11 protein-coding genes are annotated in these 17,479 nt (G+C 71.8%); 7 read left to right on the top strand and 4 right to left on the bottom strand.

Annotated elements, in window-relative coordinates:
- From ABD908_RS22290 to ypfJ, 4 genes are all read right to left on the bottom strand, one after another.
- On the bottom strand, window positions 1–454 hold a 454-nt coding region (locus ABD908_RS22290; RefSeq protein WP_345000143.1), incomplete at its 3' end, for a DUF885 family protein.
- Complete coding sequence (locus ABD908_RS22285; RefSeq protein WP_345000141.1) at window positions 451–1,326, bottom strand: oxidoreductase; 876 nt, start codon at window positions 1,324–1,326, stop codon at window positions 451–453. The genes ABD908_RS22285 and ABD908_RS22290, both read right to left, overlap by 4 nt.
- A complete protein-coding gene (locus ABD908_RS22280; protein ID WP_345000139.1) occupies window positions 1,323–1,463 on the bottom strand; it encodes a hypothetical protein in 141 nt (46 codons plus the stop codon). Before ABD908_RS22280 ends, ABD908_RS22285 begins: the two co-directional genes overlap by 4 nt.
- A 611-nt stretch (window positions 1,464–2,074) precedes the next feature.
- The gene (gene ypfJ, locus ABD908_RS22275; RefSeq protein ID WP_345000137.1) at window positions 2,075–2,980 is read right to left on the bottom strand and encodes a KPN_02809 family neutral zinc metallopeptidase; all 906 of its coding nucleotides are present in this window, start codon (window positions 2,978–2,980) and stop codon (window positions 2,075–2,077) included.
- A 172-nt stretch (window positions 2,981–3,152) separates the two neighbouring features.
- Here ypfJ and aspS point away from each other — a divergent pair, with 172 nt between their 5' ends.
- From aspS to alaS, 7 genes are all read left to right on the top strand, one after another.
- Window positions 3,153–5,039, top strand: coding sequence for an aspartate--tRNA ligase (aspS, locus tag ABD908_RS22270; protein ID WP_345000135.1), 1,887 nt, complete (start codon window positions 3,153–3,155; stop codon window positions 5,037–5,039).
- A gap of 159 nt (window positions 5,040–5,198) precedes the next feature.
- Window positions 5,199–8,660: a transglutaminase family protein gene (locus ABD908_RS22265; protein WP_345000133.1), complete on the top strand. Its 3,462-nt coding sequence runs from the start codon at window positions 5,199–5,201 to the stop codon at window positions 8,658–8,660.
- Window positions 8,657–11,323: a circularly permuted type 2 ATP-grasp protein gene (locus ABD908_RS22260; RefSeq protein WP_345000131.1), complete on the top strand. Its 2,667-nt coding sequence runs from the start codon at window positions 8,657–8,659 to the stop codon at window positions 11,321–11,323. The genes ABD908_RS22265 and ABD908_RS22260 overlap by 4 nt, the downstream gene beginning before the upstream one ends.
- On the top strand, window positions 11,320–12,261 hold the full coding sequence (locus ABD908_RS22255) for a transglutaminase family protein (protein ID WP_345000129.1): 942 nt from the start codon (window positions 11,320–11,322) through the stop codon (window positions 12,259–12,261). Before ABD908_RS22260 ends, ABD908_RS22255 begins: the two co-directional genes overlap by 4 nt.
- A 75-nt stretch (window positions 12,262–12,336) precedes the next feature.
- Entirely contained in the window at window positions 12,337–13,461 is a 1,125-nt protein-coding gene (locus ABD908_RS22250) for a hypothetical protein (RefSeq protein ID WP_345000127.1), read from the top strand.
- 50 nt (window positions 13,462–13,511) lie between these two features.
- The gene (locus ABD908_RS22245; RefSeq protein WP_345000145.1) at window positions 13,512–14,810 is read left to right on the top strand and encodes a replication-associated recombination protein A; all 1,299 of its coding nucleotides are present in this window, start codon (window positions 13,512–13,514) and stop codon (window positions 14,808–14,810) included.
- A 63-nt stretch (window positions 14,811–14,873) separates the two neighbouring features.
- The coding region (gene alaS, locus ABD908_RS22240; protein ID WP_345000125.1) for an alanine--tRNA ligase at window positions 14,874–17,479 on the top strand (2,606 nt) is incomplete at its 3' end.

The following is a 17,479-nucleotide window of genomic DNA, read 5'->3' as shown; positions in this document are numbered from 1 at the left end:
GTAGAAGCCCATCGTGGGGATCACGGCGCCGCAGATCAGGGACGGCGCGCAGACGCGCGACCAGGGCCTCGTCGGCCTCGGGCGTGCCCGCGGGCATGAGGTCGAAGACGTCCCGGATCGCCTGCAGCGGCGAGGCGATCACGTCGAGCCCGCCGACCGCCCGGCCTGCGGCGTACAGGTCGAGCTCCACCCCGAGCCGCTCCCGCAGCGACGCCGCGGTCACCCGATCGTTCGGATCGGTCGGGGCCGCAAGGGCGTCCAGCTCCCGCAACGTCGCGCGGGCGAGGTCGGCGCGCGCCGCGACGCCGTCCGGCGAGAAGTCGGTGAGGAGGTGCTCGTGCCCCGGCGCCCCCACGGCGGTGGCCTCGATCGGGTCGAGTGCGATGAGCCGGGCGGCGTACTGCTCGGCGAGGGTGTCGAATCCCGACGGGGCGGTCGGATCCGCCCCGCTCACAGCGCGTTCAGCTCGGCCAGCGTATCGGTGTCGAGGCGGGCCGCCACGTCGGCGGCGCCGAGGTTCTCGTCGAGGTGCGCTCGCGTGGACGTGCCGGGGATCAGCAGGATGTTGGGGGAGCGGCGCAGCAACCAGGCGAGCGCCAGCTGCATCGGCGTGGCCCCCACCCGCGCGGCGACGGCGTCGAGCTTGGCGGACTGTAGGGGCGCGAAGCCGCCGAGCGGGAAGAACGGCACGTACGCGATGCCGAGCGACGCGAGGTAGTCGATGAGCTGGTCGTCGGCGCGGTGGGCCAGGTTGTAGGCGTTCTGCACACACGCGATGGGCGAGATCGACAACGCCTCGTCGACCTGCGCGATACCCACATTGCTCACCCCGAGGTGCTGGATCTTGCCCTGCCGCTGCAACTCGACCAGCGCGCCGTAGGGCTCGGCGAGCGAGCCGGTGTAGACGCCGCCGTCGGCCGCGGCGAGGCGCAGGTTGACCGCGAAGATCGACTCGATCCGCAGCCGGGTCAGGTTGTCCTCCACGGCCTGCCGCAGCTCGGCCGGCGACGTGGCCTCCGGCCAGCCGCCGTCCGGGGTGCGCTTCGCGCCGACCTTGGTGACCAGCGCGAGCTCGGGCGAGTACGGGTACAGGGACTCGCGGATGAGGTCGTTGACGACGTACGGGCCGTAGTAGTCGGAGGTGTCGATGTGGTTGACACCGGCGTCTTGGGCGCGCTGCAGGACCGCCGCCGCCTCCTCCGGATCGGCCGGCGGCCCCATGATGCCGGGACCGGACAGGCGCATCGCGCCGTAGCCGAGGCGATTGACGTAGCGATCACCGAAGCGGAACTGGCCGGAGCGAGACGCGGGGGGTGGCGTGGTCATGACACCGATGCTTCCACACCGTCGTCGCGGGCGACCAGGTCCGGCATCGCCGCTATCGCCTCGATCACCGCCGCCGGATCGGTGAGCGGGACGTTGTGCGCCGAATCCCCGGCGAGGACGGTCGTAGACGACGTCACGGCGTCGATGATGCCAGCAGAGATCAGGCTTGCCTAAGGGTTATCAGGTGTAGTGGTGCCGGGTCCTCACAAAGGCGCAGCCCCGGCGATGTGACTTACACCAGTGATCGTTCCGGGGCCTTCGCGGACCAGTGTGGGGAGGGGACGAGCCAGATGTCAACGACACCTCCCGGATGGGACGCGTCGACTCTCACCCCGTTCCTGACGACAGATCGCCTACGTTCCTACCTCACCAGCTGCAACGGTCGTGGCTGGATCACGTACCGCTCGACCGCCGCGGTCTGGCCGACCTCTCGACTGCCCGCCGACGCGCCGTGCGTGGTCGCGCACCCGAGGTCCACGGCAAGGTGGTCGCCGAGCTGGCATTCGGCTTCTGGCGGTACCTGATTGCACCTCGGTACTCGACCAGCCTTCAGCGGGATCTTGTGAGCGACGTGTCCTCTGCGTTGACTTCAGCGGGGTGGATCTCGCCCGATATCCGTTTCTGGATGGCAGCGAACGAATCGGTCGCTCATCGTCACGCCATACGTCCAGTTCGACACCACTCTTCGCCTACGGCGCTCCGGTGGCGGCGTTCCGCGGAACGCCCTCGGTGCGCTTCGCCGCCGCGATCAGATGGCACCGGCGAAGGTGTTGCAGCGCTTCGGATCTCCGGAGGAGTAACCCGTGGAGAACCACTTGACGCGTTGCGCCGAGGAGCCGTGGGTCCAGGCATCCTGGTCGACCGTCTGGCCCGCGTTCTCCTCGATGGTGTCGTCGCCGATCGCCTTGGCGGTGGTGATCGCCTCCTGGATCCGGCCCCGGGTGAGCGGCTCGAGCAGCGCGTTCGCGCCCTTGTCCGCGTGCGCCGCCCACACCCCCGCATAGCAGTCTGCCTGCAGCTCGACCCGCACGGAGCCGCCCTGCGCCCCGTGGGCCCCCTGCTGGGCTCTGCCGATGTCGCCGAGCAGGTTCTGCACGTGGTGGCCGAACTCGTGGGCCACGATGTACTCCTGCGAGAACGACTTGTTGGAACCGCCCATCTTCGCGATCACGGTGTCCATGAAGTCGAGCTGGAAGTAGGCGGTCCGGTCGCGCGGGCAGTAGAACGGCCCGGTGTCGGCGGACGCGACGCCGCACGCCGTGTCGATCGCGGTGGCACCGTGCGGCATGATCTTCACGCCCTGCGGCGGCGTGTAACCCCTGATCAGCTGCGGCCACACGGCGTTGAGGCTGTTGACGGTGCCCTTGATGCGGCAGGCGGTGCTCTTGTTCGCGTCGGTGCCGGTCCGGCAGGCGGCCAGCTGCGTCTCCAGCTGCTGCTGGGCCGCCGAGAAGCCGTCTGCCGTGCCGGTGTTCGGGGCGTTGTGAGCACCGGCGCTGTTGGTCACCAGATAGATGATCACGGCGATCACGATCGCGCCGATGCCGCCGCCACCGCCGAGGACGGCTCCGGTGGGGAAGCCTCCGCCGCCGAAGCCGCCACCACCGGCGCTGACGTTGCCGCCGTCGATGTCACTGTCGTCCCGGAACGTCACGGCGGCTCCTCGAGGCTCGGTGGGGTTGATCGGCGCGTGCGGCTGTCAATCTATCGCGAAGGCGGGCCGAAACCGCCCTGCAGGCGGGCCGTAGCATGGAGGGCCGAGTCGACGTGGGCCCCAATCGAGTCCCGGTCGCCGGTCAACAGTCGTTTACGAAAGGACCATCCACGTGCTGCGCACCCACCTCGCCGGATCGCTTCGTGCGGACGACGCGGGCCCCTCCGCCGGAGCGGACGGAGCGGCCGTCACGCTCGCGGGCTGGGTCGCCAGGCGCCGAGACCACGGTGGCGTGATCTTCATCGACCTGCGCGACGCCTCGGGCGTGGCGCAGGTCGTCTTCCGCGAGTCCGACGTCGCCGCCCAGGCGCACCGCCTGCGCTCCGAGTACTGCATCGAGGTTACCGGCACCGTCGAGCTCCGTCCCGAGGGCAGCGAGAACCCGAACCTGCCGTCCGGGGCCATCGAGGTGAACGCCTCGTCGTTGACGGTGCTCAACGAGTCGGCGCCCCTGCCGTTCCAGCTCGACGAGGAGCCCGGTGAGGAGGCCCGCCTCAAGTACCGTTACCTGGACCTGCGGCGCGAGGCCCCTGCGGCGGCGTTGCGCCTGCGGTCCAAGGCGAATGCGGCCGCTCGGCGGGTGCTCGACGCGCACGACTTCGTCGAGATCGAGACGCCGACGTTGACCCGCTCGACGCCCGAGGGCGCGCGCGACTTCCTGGTGCCTGCACGCCTGAAGCCCGGCACCTTCTACGCCCTGCCGCAGAGCCCGCAGCTGTTCAAGCAGCTGCTCATGGTGGCCGGGATGGAGCGCTACTACCAGCTTGCGCGGGCGTACCGCGACGAGGACTTCCGTGCCGACCGACAGCCCGAGTTCACCCAGCTCGACATCGAGATGAGCTTCGTGGACCAGGAGGACGTGATCGCGCTCGGCGAGGAGATCGTGCGCGCGCTGTGGGAGCTGATCGGCTACGAGATCCCGCTGCCGATCCCGCGCATCACCTATGCCGAGGCGATGCGCCGCTACGGTTCCGACAAGCCCGACCTGCGGTTCGGCGTCGAGATCGTCGAGTGCACCGAGTACTTCAAGGACACGCCGTTCCGCGTGTTCCAGGCGCAGTACGTGGGTGCGGTCGTGATGGCGGGCGGCGCGTCGCAGCCGCGGCGGCAGCTGGACGCGTGGCAGGAGTGGGCGAAGCAGCGCGGCGCCCGCGGCCTCGCCTACGTGCTGGTCGGCGAGGACGGCGAGCTGACCGGCCCCGTCGCCAAGAACCTGTCGGACGCCGAGAAGGCGGGGCTCGCCGAGCACGTCGGCGCGAAGCCCGGCGACTGCGTGTTCTTCGCCGCCGGCCCGACCAAGCAGATGCGCGGCCTGCTCGGGGCGGCGCGGGGGGAGATCGCGAACAAGCTCGGGCTCATCCCCGGCGCCGGGAGCGAAGCGAGCGGGTCGAATGATGCAGCGGGCGATCCCTGGTCGTTCGTCTGGGTCGTCGACGCGCCCTTGTTCGAGCTGGCCGACGAGGCGACCGCGGCCGGCGACGTCGCCGTGGGCCACGGCGCGTGGACCGCGGTGCACCACGCGTTCACCAGCCCGAAGCCGGAGTCGATCGATACGTTCGACACCGACCCGGGCTCGGCGCTGGCCTACGCCTACGACATCGTGTGCAACGGCAACGAGATCGGTGGCGGCTCGATCCGCATCCACCGCCGCGACGTGCAGGAGCGCGTGTTCGCCGTGATGGGCATCGACGAGGCCGAGGCGCGCGAGAAGTTCGGCTTCCTACTGGACGCGTTCGCCTTCGGGGCCCCGCCGCACGGCGGCATCGCGTTCGGGTGGGACCGCGTCGTGTCGCTGCTGACGGGCTCACCGTCGATCCGCGACGTGATCGCCTTCCCCAAGTCGGGCGGTGGCGTCGACCCGCTGACCGATGCGCCCGCGCCGATCACCGCGCAGCAGCGTAAGGAGTCCGGCATGGACGCCACACCGAAGGCGGTCGAGAAAGCACAGGCCGAGAAAGCACAGGCCGAGAAAGTACAGGCCGGTACGTCAGCCGAGTAGCTGCACCCCCTGGCGCGCCTGAGCCCACCTCCTGCGGGAGGTGGGCTCACGCGGCACAGGTGGGGATGATCCAGGATGTGGGCCCACACCGTGGGGGCGGGACCCACGGGTCCCGCGACTCGCCGCGCGAAAGCCGGTGCGCCGTGGTCTTATTGCTCAGTGACGATCAAAGTGGCCCTCGAGCACCGCACCGGCTACACCTTCGACCGTGCGGTGAAGGTCTTCCCGCATGTGATCCGCCTGCGGCCGGCACCCCACTCCCGTACTCCGGTCGAGGCGTACTCGCTGACCATCGAACCCGCGACGCACTTCGTCAACTGGCAGCAGGACATCTACGGCAACTACCTCGCGCGGGTCGTGTTCCAGGAGCCCACCACGACGCTGTCGGTCACCGTCGGCCTGGTCGCGGACATGACGTCGATCAACCCGTTCGACTTCTTCATCGACGAGGACGCCGAGCTCGCGGGATTCGAGTACCCCGAGGCCATCGCCGCCGACCTCGCGCCATATCTGCGTCCCGTCGACGATCACACCACCGAGGACGGCCTAGGGAGCGGCCCGGCACCGTCGGTCGTGGCGTTCGCCGACCGCTTCCGTGACCCCGCGAACGAGCGCACCATCGACTACCTCGTGCGGATCAACCAGGCGGTGCAGCAGGAGATCGGCTACTCGGTGCGGATGGAGGCGGGCGTGCAGACGCCCGAGCACACGCTCGAGACCCGGATCGGTTCGTGCCGCGACTCCGCGTGGCTGCTGATCTCCGTACTGCGGGAGCTGGGGCTCGCGGCGCGGTTCGTCTCCGGCTACCTCGTGCAGCTCGCGTCGGACGTACCGGCCCTGGACGGGCCGTCGGGACCGACGGAGGACTTCACCGACCTGCACGCGTGGGCCGAGGTGTACCTCCCGGGCGCCGGCTGGGTGGGCCTCGACGCGACGTCGGGCCTGTTCGCGGGCGAGGGCCACATCCCGCTGACCGCCACGCCGGACCCCGCGAACGCCGCGCCGATCACCGGCGCCGTCGAGCCCTGCCACGCCGCCATGGATTACGCCAACGTGGTGACGCGGATCCACGAGGACCCGCGCGTCACGCTGCCGTACACCGACAGCCAGTGGGACGACATCGTGGCGCTGGGCGCCCGTGTGGACGCGGACATGGCCGCCCTGGACATGCGGCTGACGGTGGGCGGCGAGCCCACCTTCGTGTCCATCGACGACCAGACCGCGCCCGAGTGGACCACCGACGCGGACGGCGCGCACAAGCGCGAGCTCGCGTCCGCCCTCGCCGCGCGGCTCGCCGCCAGGACCGTGCCCGGCGCGCTGGTGCGCCGATCACAGGGCAAGTGGTACCCGGGGGAGCCGCTGCCGCGCTGGCAGATCGAGCTGATGTGGCGGACCGACGGTCGCCCGCTGTGGCAGGATGCCGCGCTCCTCGCCGACCCGTGGGTCACCCGCGAGCAGGCCGCCGCGTCGATGACCGACTACACCCCGAAGGGTTTCGAGCGGCCGAAGAACGCGCGCCGCGCCGAGACGTTCATCGCGGCGGTCGCCGAGCGGTTCCGGCTGCCCGTCGACCTCGTCGTGCCCGCCTACGAGGACCCCGTCGCCGCGTTCTCCACCTGGCTGCGCCAGCCCGCCGGCGACCCCCCGGACGCGGTGGCCGCCGCCGGGGTCACCGACGCCGACGACCTCACGCCCGACGACGACTCGCCCGAGGGACGCGCCGCACTGCTGCGCCGCCTCGACGAGAGCGTGCGCCACGCGACCGCGCACGTGCTGCCGCTCTCCCGCAACGCCGACGACACCGGCTGGACCGGCAACCGCTGGTCCACCCGTCGTGGGCGCATGGTGTTGATCCCCGGCACGTCGCCCGCCGGGCTGCGGCTGCCCCTCGACTCGCTGTCGTGGGGCGACGAGCCGTTCGAGTTCGACGCGGACCCGCTGCGGCCCGTAGCAGCGCTGCCGGATGCGACGGGTACCCGGGCTCGGCTCACGCGCAAGGACGAGGACCTCGACGGTGCCGGCCGGCCACGCTGGGTGCCGCGCACCGCCCTCGTCGCGGAGGTGCGACACGGAGCGATGCACGTGTTCCTCCCGCCCACGCACGCCGCCGAGGACTACGTGGAGCTGATCGCCGCCGTCGAGGCGGCCGCGCAGAGCACCGGGGAGGCCGTGGTCGTCGAGGGCTACGGGCCCCCGACCGACGCCCGGCTGCAGTCGCTGACGGTGACCCCCGACCCCGGCGTCATCGAGGTCAACGTGCAGCCGACCGCCACGTTCGCCGAGCAGTACGAGCTGCTCGAGGGGTTGTACGAGGATGCACGACAGGTGCGGCTCGGGACCGAGACCTTCGACCAGGACGGCAGCCACGGCGGCACCGGCGGTGGCAACCACGTGACCCTCGGCGGCCCGACACCGTCGGACTCCCCGCTGCTGCGGCGGCCCGACCTGCTGGTCTCGATGCTCACGTACTGGCAGCGGCACCCGGCACTGTCGTACCTGTTCGCGGGCAAGTTCATCGGCACCACCAGCCAGGCGCCGCGCGCAGACGAGGGCCGCGAGGGGGCGCTGTACGAGCTGGAGATCGCGTTCGCCGAGATCGAGCGGCTCACCGACCGGACGCGCGGTGCCGATCCCACGTCCACCGATGCGGCGGGCGACTACTCGCCGCCGTGGGTGGTGGACCGCGCGCTGCGGCACCTGCTGACCGACATCACGGGCAACACGCACCGCGCCGAGTTCTGCATCGACAAGCTCTACAGCCCCGACTCGCCCCGCGGCCGGCTGGGCATCCTCGAGCTGCGCGGCTTCGAGATGCCGCCGCACGTGCGGATGGCGATGGTGCAGTCGCTGCTGGTGCGCTGCCTGGTGGACAGGTTCTGGCGCACCCCGTACCGGGCGCCGCTGCTGCGCCACGGCGCCAACCTGCACGGCAAGTGGCTGCTGCCGCACTATGTGGAGGCCGACATCGCCGAGGTGGCCGCCGACCTGCGCGAATCCGGCTTCGAGTTCGACACCGCATGGCTCGCGCCGTTCACCGAGTTCCGGTTCCCGCGCCTGGGGACGGTGCAGTTGGGCGAGGTGGAACTGGAGCTGCGCGGCGCGATCGAGCCGTGGAACGTGCTGGGCGAGGAGGCCACCTCGGGCGGCACCGCCCGCTACGTGGACTCGTCCATCGAGCGGGTGCAGGTCACCGCGCGCGGTCTGGATACGGACCGCTACGTGCTCACGTGCAACGGGCAACCTGTGCCCTTGGTGGCCACCGGTCGGCCCGACGTCGACGTCGCCGGCATCAGGTTCCGGGCGTGGCAGCCGCCCAGCGCGCTGCACCCGACTGTCACCGTCGACTCCCCGCTGACGTTCGACCTGGTGGACCTGGTCCACGGGCGGTCGATCGGCGGCGCGACGTACCACGTGGTGCACCCCGGTGGCCGGGCCTACGACACCCCGCCGGTGAACGCCGTCGAGGCCGAGTCGCGGCGCGGCGGGCGGTTCGAGCAGCTGGGCCACACACCGGGCGCCCTGGACCTCGGGGTCCTGCGGGAGCGGATGGCACGTCTCACGGTGGATGCGGGCGCGCCCGGAATCCTGGACATGCGCCGCGCACGTACAGTGCTCAGGTGATCGCTGATGCCGCCACGCCCGACCGCGCCGGTCCAGGCGAGCACGTAGACACCGGCCGGTCGGCCGAATCCGGCAACGCGGCCCGGCTGGGTGCCGCGACGAAAGCGCTGTTGACGGGGTACGAGCCCGGGGAGCGGTACGACGAGCTGCTCGCCGCCGACGGTGCGCTGCGCCCGCACTGGCAGCCGCTGGCCGGTCGTCTCACCGAACTCGGGGTCGGCGGGCTCGCGCAGATCCAGGCCCGCGTCCGCGAGATGGTCGACGACGACGGCATCACCTACAACGCGCCCAGCGGCGAGGGCGGCTCGCGCACGTCGGGTCCCTTCACGTCGCCGACGCACTGGCGCCTCGACTCGTTGCCGATGATGATCGACTCCGACGAGTGGGACCGCCTGGCCCGGGCCCTTGTGCAGCGTTCCCTGCTGTTCGACGCCGTGCTGCGGGACTTCTACGGGCCGCAGCGCACGCTGCGCGAGCAGATCGTGCCGCCCGAGGTGCTGTTCGCACACCCCGGATACATCCGTCGCGCGGTCGGCGTCCCGGCCCCGGGGCCGCGCGCGCTGTTCCTGCACGCGGTCGACCTCGGCCGGACGCCGACGGGGGAGTTCGCGGCGTTCGCCGACCGCACCCAGGCACCGTCGGGAGTGGGCTATGCGCTCGCCGACCGACGGGTCCTCACGCGGGCACTGCCGCGGATGTTCCGCAACGCCACGCCGCGGTCGCTGTCGCCGTTCGCGCAGACGTTGCGCCTGTCGCTCATCGAGTCCGCGCCGCAGGGCGTCGAGGATCCCACGATCGTGGTGCTCTCGCCCGGCGCGCTGTCCGAGACCGCGTTCGATCAGGCCTATCTGGCGTCGGTGCTGGGCGTGCAGCTGGTCGAGGCGAGCGACCTCACCGTCCGCGCGGGCGGGCTGTACATGCGATCGCTGGGACGGCACAAGCGGGTCGACGTGGTGCTGCGCCGCGTCGACTCCGAGTTCGCCGACCCGCTGGACCTGCGTACCGACTCCCGGCTCGGCGTCGTCGGACTGGTGGAGCTGATGACCCGCGGCGCGGTGAGCGTGGTCAACACGCTCGGCTCCGGCGTGCTGGAGAACCCGGTGCTGCACGCGTACCTGCCCCGGCTGTGCCGCGCACTGCTCGACGAGGACCTGTTGCTCGCCTCGACGCCTACTTATCACCTCGCCACCGACCCCGGGCGCGCCGTCCTCGCCGGCCCGCTCGACCGCCTGCTGCTCACCCGGTTCCCGTCCAGGGAGCGGGTGGTCGGCGGCAGGCTGTCCGCCGACGGTGCCGAGCAGCTGCGCGCCCGCATCGCGGCCGAGCCCGAGCTGTGGTGCGCGAAGGAGCTCGTCGAGTTCTCGCGGGCACCGTCGTTGGTGGCGCGGCCGTCGGTCGGCGCCGTCACGCCGCAGGGCTTCGGGCTGCGCACGTTCGCCGTCGCGCAGGAGTCCGGGTACGCGGTGATGAGCGGCGGTCTCGGCCAGGTCCTCGTGGACGGGGAGGCCGGCGAGCTGATGTACTCGTCCGCCGCGAAGGACGTCTGGGTGCCGATCTCCGAGGACACCCGCACGGGCGTCCGGGTGGCGACGGTGCCGCCGCGCCCGCGTCCCGCGCCGCCCGTCGCGGGCCCCATATCCACGCCGCGCGTGCTGTCCGACCTGTTCTGGATGGGTCGCTACGCCGAGCGGGCCGAGGCGATGGTGCGGCTGCTCGCCGTGGCCCGCGACCGGAACGCCGACTACCGCAACCGGCCGTGGCAGCCCGGCGCGACATCGCTGCAGCCCCTGCTCGACGCGGTGGTGGCGGTGTCGACCACCGGCGGCACTCTCGGGCCGCTCCGCGCGGAGGGACCCGACCAGACCGATGTCGCCGGGCGGCTCCGCGCGCTCACCGTCGACTCGCGGACCCCCGGCACCGTCGCCCACAGCTTCTGGCGCCTGGTGGGGGCGACGCGCGCCGTGCGGGACCAGATGTCCACCGGCACGTGGGTCGTGCTGGGCGGCGCCGAGCGGGCGATGGCCCGCCTCGTGGCGGCCGAGGACGAGGACGGCGGCCAGCTGGACCTGACCCTCGGGGACATGCTCGTGTCGCTGCTCGCGTTCTCCGGCCTGGCCCGCGAGTCGATGGTCCGCGATCCGGGCTGGCTGATGATGGATGCCGGCCGCCGGATCGAGCGGTCCCTGCAGCTCGTGGCGCTGACCATGCACACAGTGGTGCCCGAGCGCGACGCGGAGACGGAGACGGCCCTGCTCGACGCCTATCTGGTGGCGTGCGAGTCGGCGGTGACCTACCGCCGGCGGCACCACTCCGTCACCCTCGCACGCTCGGCCGTCGACCTGATGTACTTCGACGAGGCCAACCCGAGGTCGCTGATCTACCAGCTCGGCCGATTGCGCAGCGACCTCACCGAGCTGCCCGACGAGCTGCGGTCCGGTCCTGCGGAGCGCGTCGTCGAGGATCTCACGGCCCAGGTCGAGCGGTTCGACCCCGACGACACCGATATCGTCGAGGACGGGTGGCGCGCTCCGCTCGCGGCCCTGCTCACCGCCATCGGCGACGGCCTGCAGGAGGTGTCCGACGTCCTCGAGCGCACTCGGTTCGCGCCGCCGGGGCAGGCGCGGCCGCTGTGGTCGGGGACGGTACCGGGAGGCGAGCGTTGACCACCACACCACTGCCCTTCAGCGAGCGGACCTCCGCGTCGCGGACGCGCACCTACCGCGTCGTGCACCGCACCACCTACACGTACGACGACTCGGTGAGCAGCTCGTACGGGCGTTGCTACCTGACGCCGCGCGAGCTGTCCGATCAGCGGGTGCTCGAGCACCACATCGTGATCGACCCGGAGCCGTCGGACCGCTCCGAGGGGGTCGACGCGTTCGGCAACGTCGACACCTTCTTTCACGTGACCACCCGGCACACCGTGCTCGAGGTGGCGGGCGAGTCGGTGGTGGAGGTGGACCCCCTGGACGAGGCGGTCACCGAGGCCGGGCCGGCGCTCGAACCGTGGGAACTGGCGCGCCCCCTCGGCGCCGCCGGCGTCGCGGGCGAGCCCGGTGCGATGGCAGCCCAGTACAGCGTCGACCTGCAGCCGCCCGAGATCGACGATGCGGTGCGCGAGTACGCGGCGTCCTTCTTCACGCCCGGCAAGCCGCTCGTCGAGGCGGTGCGCGACCTCACGACGGGGATCTACACGGACTTCCGGTACCAGTCCGGCTCGACGTCGGTGTCGACGCGCGTGGCGACGGTGATGGAGCGCCGCGAGGGTGTGTGCCAGGACTTCGCGCGGGTCGCGATCGCGTGCCTGCGCTCGCGCGGGCTCGCGGCGCGGTACGTCTCCGGGTACCTCGCGACCGAGCCGCCGCCCGGCCGGGACCGCGTGGTCGGCGCCGGCGCCACTCACGCGTGGGCCGCGGTGTGGTTGCCCGGCGGGCGATGGCTGCCGTTCGACCCCACCAACAACAAGTTCGTCGACGAGCGCCACATCACGGTCGCCTGGGGACGGGACTACGAGGACGTGCCCCCGTTGCGCGGGGTGATCTACACCGACTCCAAGAAGAGCACTATCAAGGTCGCCGTGGACGTCGCGCCCATCGAATGACCCTGCGGATACACAGGTGTGGCCGCCGTCACGTCATCGGCGACTGCGGTAGCGTGGAAGGCGATGGTTGCAACGGTGGAATCAGCGGGTCGGTCGCGCGTGGTGGACGCCACCCTCGCGGCGGTGGCGCAGTTGCTCGAGCGCCGGACCGGCATGGAGGTCGCGCTCGTCGACCCGCAGGATCTGGGCGGTAGCGGTCGCACCCTGGTGATGCGGGTGCGGGTGGGACACAACAACTTCACGCTGCCCCGCACGGTGGTCGTCAAACAGCTGCTGGCCGCGGATGCCACCGAGGTCGACCTCGGTGAGGCCTTCGCACGGGAGGCCGCCGCGTACAAGTTCGCCACCGCGTTGCCCGTCGAGTCCCGGCCCGGTCCCACGCTGCTGGCGTCCGACCCCGCGGCCGGGATCCTGGTCCTGTCCGATCTCGGTCTCGGCGAGACGATGACGGAGCTACTGACGCGGACTCCCGCGCGCCGAGCCGGAACGGTGCTGTCGGCGTGGGGGCAGGCGCTCGGCCGGATGCACGCCGGCACCGTCGGGCGCGAGGGGGACCTGTCGGCCCTGGCCCGGCGGGAGCACACGGACGCGCGGCACGACCCCGTCGGATGCGAGGCGGCGCGCGCCGCCGAGCGGGTGCCGACGCGGCTGGCCGAACACGGCGTCACGGCTGCGGTGCCGGACGCCGCGCTGCGCCGCGGGCTCGGAATGTTCACCGGCGGCCAGTGCCGCGCCTTCAGCCCGTCCGACGTGGGACCCGACAATGCGCTGGTGGTGGGCGGCGCGGTGCGCTTCCTCGACTACGAGTGGGCCGGCTTCCGGGACGCCGGCCTGGACATCGCGTACGCCCTGCTCACGTACCCGCGCTGGGTGGCGGGCGGCATCGACGACGGACTCAACTCGGCACTCATCGAGGCGTGGCGGTCGGAGGTCGCGCGGATCTGGCCCCGGCTCGACGACGACCGCACGCTGGCCCGGCACATCACGACGGCCGCCCTCGTGTGGCTCACGCTGGCGACCTACTGGTGCCTGCCGGACGGTCCCGACGCACACGATGCGGGCTTCGACGCCGGCCACCTGCACGCACTCACCGACTGGTCGGGCCGACAGCTCGCCGACCGGTGGCACGCGCTCGCCGAGGCCGAGCCCGAGTTCGCAGACTTCGCCCGCGGCGCCGCCGCGGTCGTCGCCGCGCTGTGACCGCGAGCCTGTTCGGGGACGACACGCCCGGCGCCGACGGTGCCGGCTCCGTGGACTTCGTACCACGCCACGCGGGCGCCCCGCTCGCCGCGCGCATGCGGCCGCAGACCCTCGACGAGGTGGTCGGCCAGGGGCACCTGCTCGGCCCCGGGACGCCGCTGCGGCGCCTGATCGACGGTGCCGGAGCCGCATCGGTGATCCTGTACGGCCCGCCGGGCACGGGCAAGACGACCATCGCGTCGCTGGTGTCGGGGGCCACGGGGCGCCGGTTCGAGGCGCTGTCGGCGCTGTCGTCGGGGGTCAAGGAGGTGCGCGGCGTGATCGAAGTCGCGCGCCGACGGCTACGGGATGGGGAGCAGACCGTCCTGTTCATCGACGAGGTACACCGCTTCTCGAAGTCGCAGCAGGACGCGCTGCTGGCCGCCGTCGAGAACCGGATAGTGCTGCTGGTGGCCGCGACCACCGAGAACCCCAGCTTCGCTGTGGTGTCGCCGCTGCTGTCCCGGTCGCTGGTGCTGGCGCTGCAGCCCCTCGAACCGGACCAGATCGGCCAGCTGCTGGACCGGGCGCTCGTCGACCCGCGCGGCTACGGCGGCGCGCTGACGATCGCCGACGAGGCCCGCGATCACATCGTGCGGCTGTCCGGCGGCGACGCGCGACGCGCGCTCACGGCGCTGGAGGCGGCCGCCGATCTGACGGCCGGGGCGGGGGAGAGCGAGATCACCCTCGCGCGGGTCGAGGCGTCCATCGACACCGCCGCCGTGCGCTACGACCGGGACGGCGACCAGCACTACGACGTGATCAGCGCGTTCATCAAGTCGATCCGCGGCTCCGACGTCGACGCCGCCCTGCACTACCTGGCCCGCATGATCACGGCGGGCGAGGACCCCCGCTTCATCGCGCGCCGCCTCGTCGTGCACGCCTCGGAGGACATCGGCATGGCCGACCCGACCGCGCTGCAGGTGGCCACCGCGGCGGCGCAGGCCGTACAGCTGATCGGCATGCCCGAGGGCCGGCTCGCGCTGGCGCAGGCCACCATCCACCTCGCGACCGCGCCCAAGTCGCCAGGGGTGGTCGCCGCCATCGGCGCGGCGATGGCCGACGTGGCGGCGGGCAAGGCCGGTGCGGTACCGCCCGCCCTGCGCGACGGCCACTACCCGGGCGCCAAGCTGATCGGCAGCGCGCAGGGGTACGTGTATCCGCACGACCACACGGGCGGCGTGGTCCCGCAGCAGTACCCGCCGGACGAACTCGTCGGCACCGACTACTACCAGCCGACCGACCACGGATTCGAGCGCGAGATCGGCCCCCGGGTATCCCGGTTGCGCTCGATCGTCAGGCGTCGGTAGGGCTCCCGGTCCGGCGTCGGTAAGGTCATACACCGACCACCAGCCCCAGCAGAAGGAACCTGCGTGCAGACCCACGAGATTCGGAAGCGGTTCACCGACCACTTCGTCCGGAACGGCCACACCGAGGTGCCGAGCGCCTCGCTGGTGCTCAACGACCCGAATCAGCTGTTCGTGATCGCCGGCATGGTCCCCTTCGTGCCCTTCTTCCTCGGGCAGCAGACCCCGCCCTACCAGCGGGCCACGTCGATCCAGAAGTGCGTGCGCACCCTGGATATCGAGGAGGTGGGCATCACCACCCGCCACAACACCTTCTTCCAGATGGCCGGCAACTTCAGCTTCGGCGACTACTTCAAGCGCGACGCGATCCGGTTCGCGTGGTCGCTGCTGACCGGCCCCGTGGACGAGGGCGGCTTCGGCATCGACCCCGACCGCCTGTGGTCGACGGTGTATCTCGACGATGACGAGGCCCGCGACCTGTGGCTCGAGGTGGGGCAGGTGCCGGAACACATCCAGCGCCGCGGCATGAAGGACAACTACTGGTCGATGGGCATCCCGGGCCCGTGCGGCCCGTGCTCCGAGATCTTCTACGACCGCGGGCCCGAGTACGGCGCCGAGGGCGGACCGGAGGCCGACGAGGACCGCTACATCGAGATCTGGAACCTCGTCTTCATGCAGAACGAGCGTGGCAAGGGGCTCGGCAAGGAGAAGTTCGAGATCCTCGGCGAGCTGCCGAAGAAGAACATCGACACGGGCATGGGCATCGAGCGCGTCGCCTTCCTGCTGCAGGGCGTCGACAACGTCTACGAGACCGACCTGCTGCGCCCCGTCATCGACCGCGCCGAAGAACTGACAGGGAAGACGTACGGGCGTGCGGCCGACGGGACCGACGACGCCGAGCGCGACCGCCTGTTCCGCGTGATCGCCGACCACACCCGCACCGCCGTCATGCTCATCGAGGACGGCGTGAACCCCGGCAACGACGGGCGCGGCTACGTGCTGCGGCGGCTGCTGCGCCGCGTCGTCCGCTCGGCGCGGCTGCTGGGCGCGCCCGGTGAGACCATCGGCGCGTTCGTCGACACCGTGATCGCCACGATGTCCCCGTCGTACCCCTCGCTCGCCGACGATGCGCAGCGGATCCGTACCGTCGCGGCCGCGGAGGAGGCCGCGTTCCTCAAGACGCTCGAGCAGGGCACAACGCTCTTCGGCAACGCGGTCGACTCCACCAAGGCCGCCGGGAAGGCGGTGCTGTCGGGCGACGACGCGTTCACCCTGCACGACACCTACGGCTTCCCCATCGACCTCACGCTCGAGATGGCGTCCGAGGCCGGGCTGGCCGTCGATGAGGACGGATTCCGCGCGCTCATGGCCGAGCAGCGGCAGCGCGCCAAGGACGACTCCAACGCGCGCAAGTCGGCCCTGGCGGATCTGTCGGTGTTCCGCGAGTTCGTCGACCGCGGGCCCACCGAGTTCACCGGCTTCGACGAGCTCGTCTCCGACGCGCAGGTGCTCGGCATCATCGTCGGCGGGCAGCGTGTGCCGGTCGCCCGGCAGGGCGACGACGTGGAGATCGTCCTCGACCGAAGCCCGCTGTACGCGGAGGCCGGCGGCCAGCTCGCCGACATCGGCACCATCACCACGGCCGCCGGCGCGCGGGTCGTGATCACCGACGTGCAGCGCGTCGCCAAGACCGTGTGGCGGCACCAGGGGACCGTCGCCGCGGGCGAGGTCGCCGAGGGCGACACCGTCACCGTCGCCGCCGATCCCGGGCACCGCCACGGCAGCACGCAGGGCCACTCCGGCACCCACCTCGTGCACGCCGCGCTGCGCCAGGTCCTGGGCCCCAACGCGGTGCAGGCGGGCTCGCTCAACCGGCCCGGCTACCTGCGGTTCGACTTCCGCTGGCAGGGCGGCCTCACCGAGCAGCAGCGCGCCGACATCGAGGACGTCACCAACGCGGCCGTGCAGGCCGACTACGCCGTGAACACCGAGGTCACCGACCTCGACTCCGCGAAGAAGCGGGGTGCGATGGCCCTGTTCGGCGAGAACTACGGCGAACGCGTGCGGCTGGTGGAGATCGGCGGCCCGTTCTCGCTCGAGCTGTGCGGCGGCACCCATGTCGCGAGCTCCGGCCTGGTGGGCCCGGTCACGCTGCTCGGCGAGAGCTCGGTCGGCTCCGGAGTGCGCCGCGTCGAGGCCTACGTCGGCCTGGACGCCGTGAACTACCTCGGTCGTGAGCGGGCGCTGGTGTCCGCGCTGTCGTCGAGCCTCAAGGTGCCCGCCGACGAGCTGCCCGGGCGGGTCGAGTCGATGGTCACGCGCCTGCGGGACGCCGAGAAGGAGCTCGAGAAGCTGCGGGCGCAGGCCGCTCTGACGGCCCTGTCGGAGCTGGCCGCGTCGCCGGAGCGGGTCGGCGCGGTGCGCCTCGTGGCCGACCGGGCACCGACGGGCGTCACCGCCGGCGAGTTGCGCGGCCTGGTCACACAGCTCAAGGGCCGGCTCGGGGCGGAGCCGGCCGTGATCGCCCTGTTCGCCGCCGACGGTGACAAGGTGCCGTTCGTGATCGCCGCCAACGCCGCCGCGCAGGACCTCGGCGTTCGTGCCGGGGACCTGGGTGACGACGGCGTTGACGACACCGTTCACTGCGGCGATCCGCTCGAGGTGGAGGTCGA

It is taken from the genome of Tsukamurella soli, assembly GCF_039541155.1.
In the GTDB taxonomy this organism is placed as follows: domain Bacteria; phylum Actinomycetota; class Actinomycetes; order Mycobacteriales; family Mycobacteriaceae; genus Tsukamurella; species Tsukamurella soli.
Note: the sequence above shows the minus strand (reverse complement) of the source record. Positions and strands in the feature narration are given on the sequence as shown.

What these genes read in the sequence shown, in the direction of transcription:
- ABD908_RS22285 (WP_345000141.1), bottom strand. Translation starts at nt 1,326, where the DNA reads ATGACCACGCCACCCCCCGCGTCTCGCTCCGGCCAGTTCCGCTTCGGT.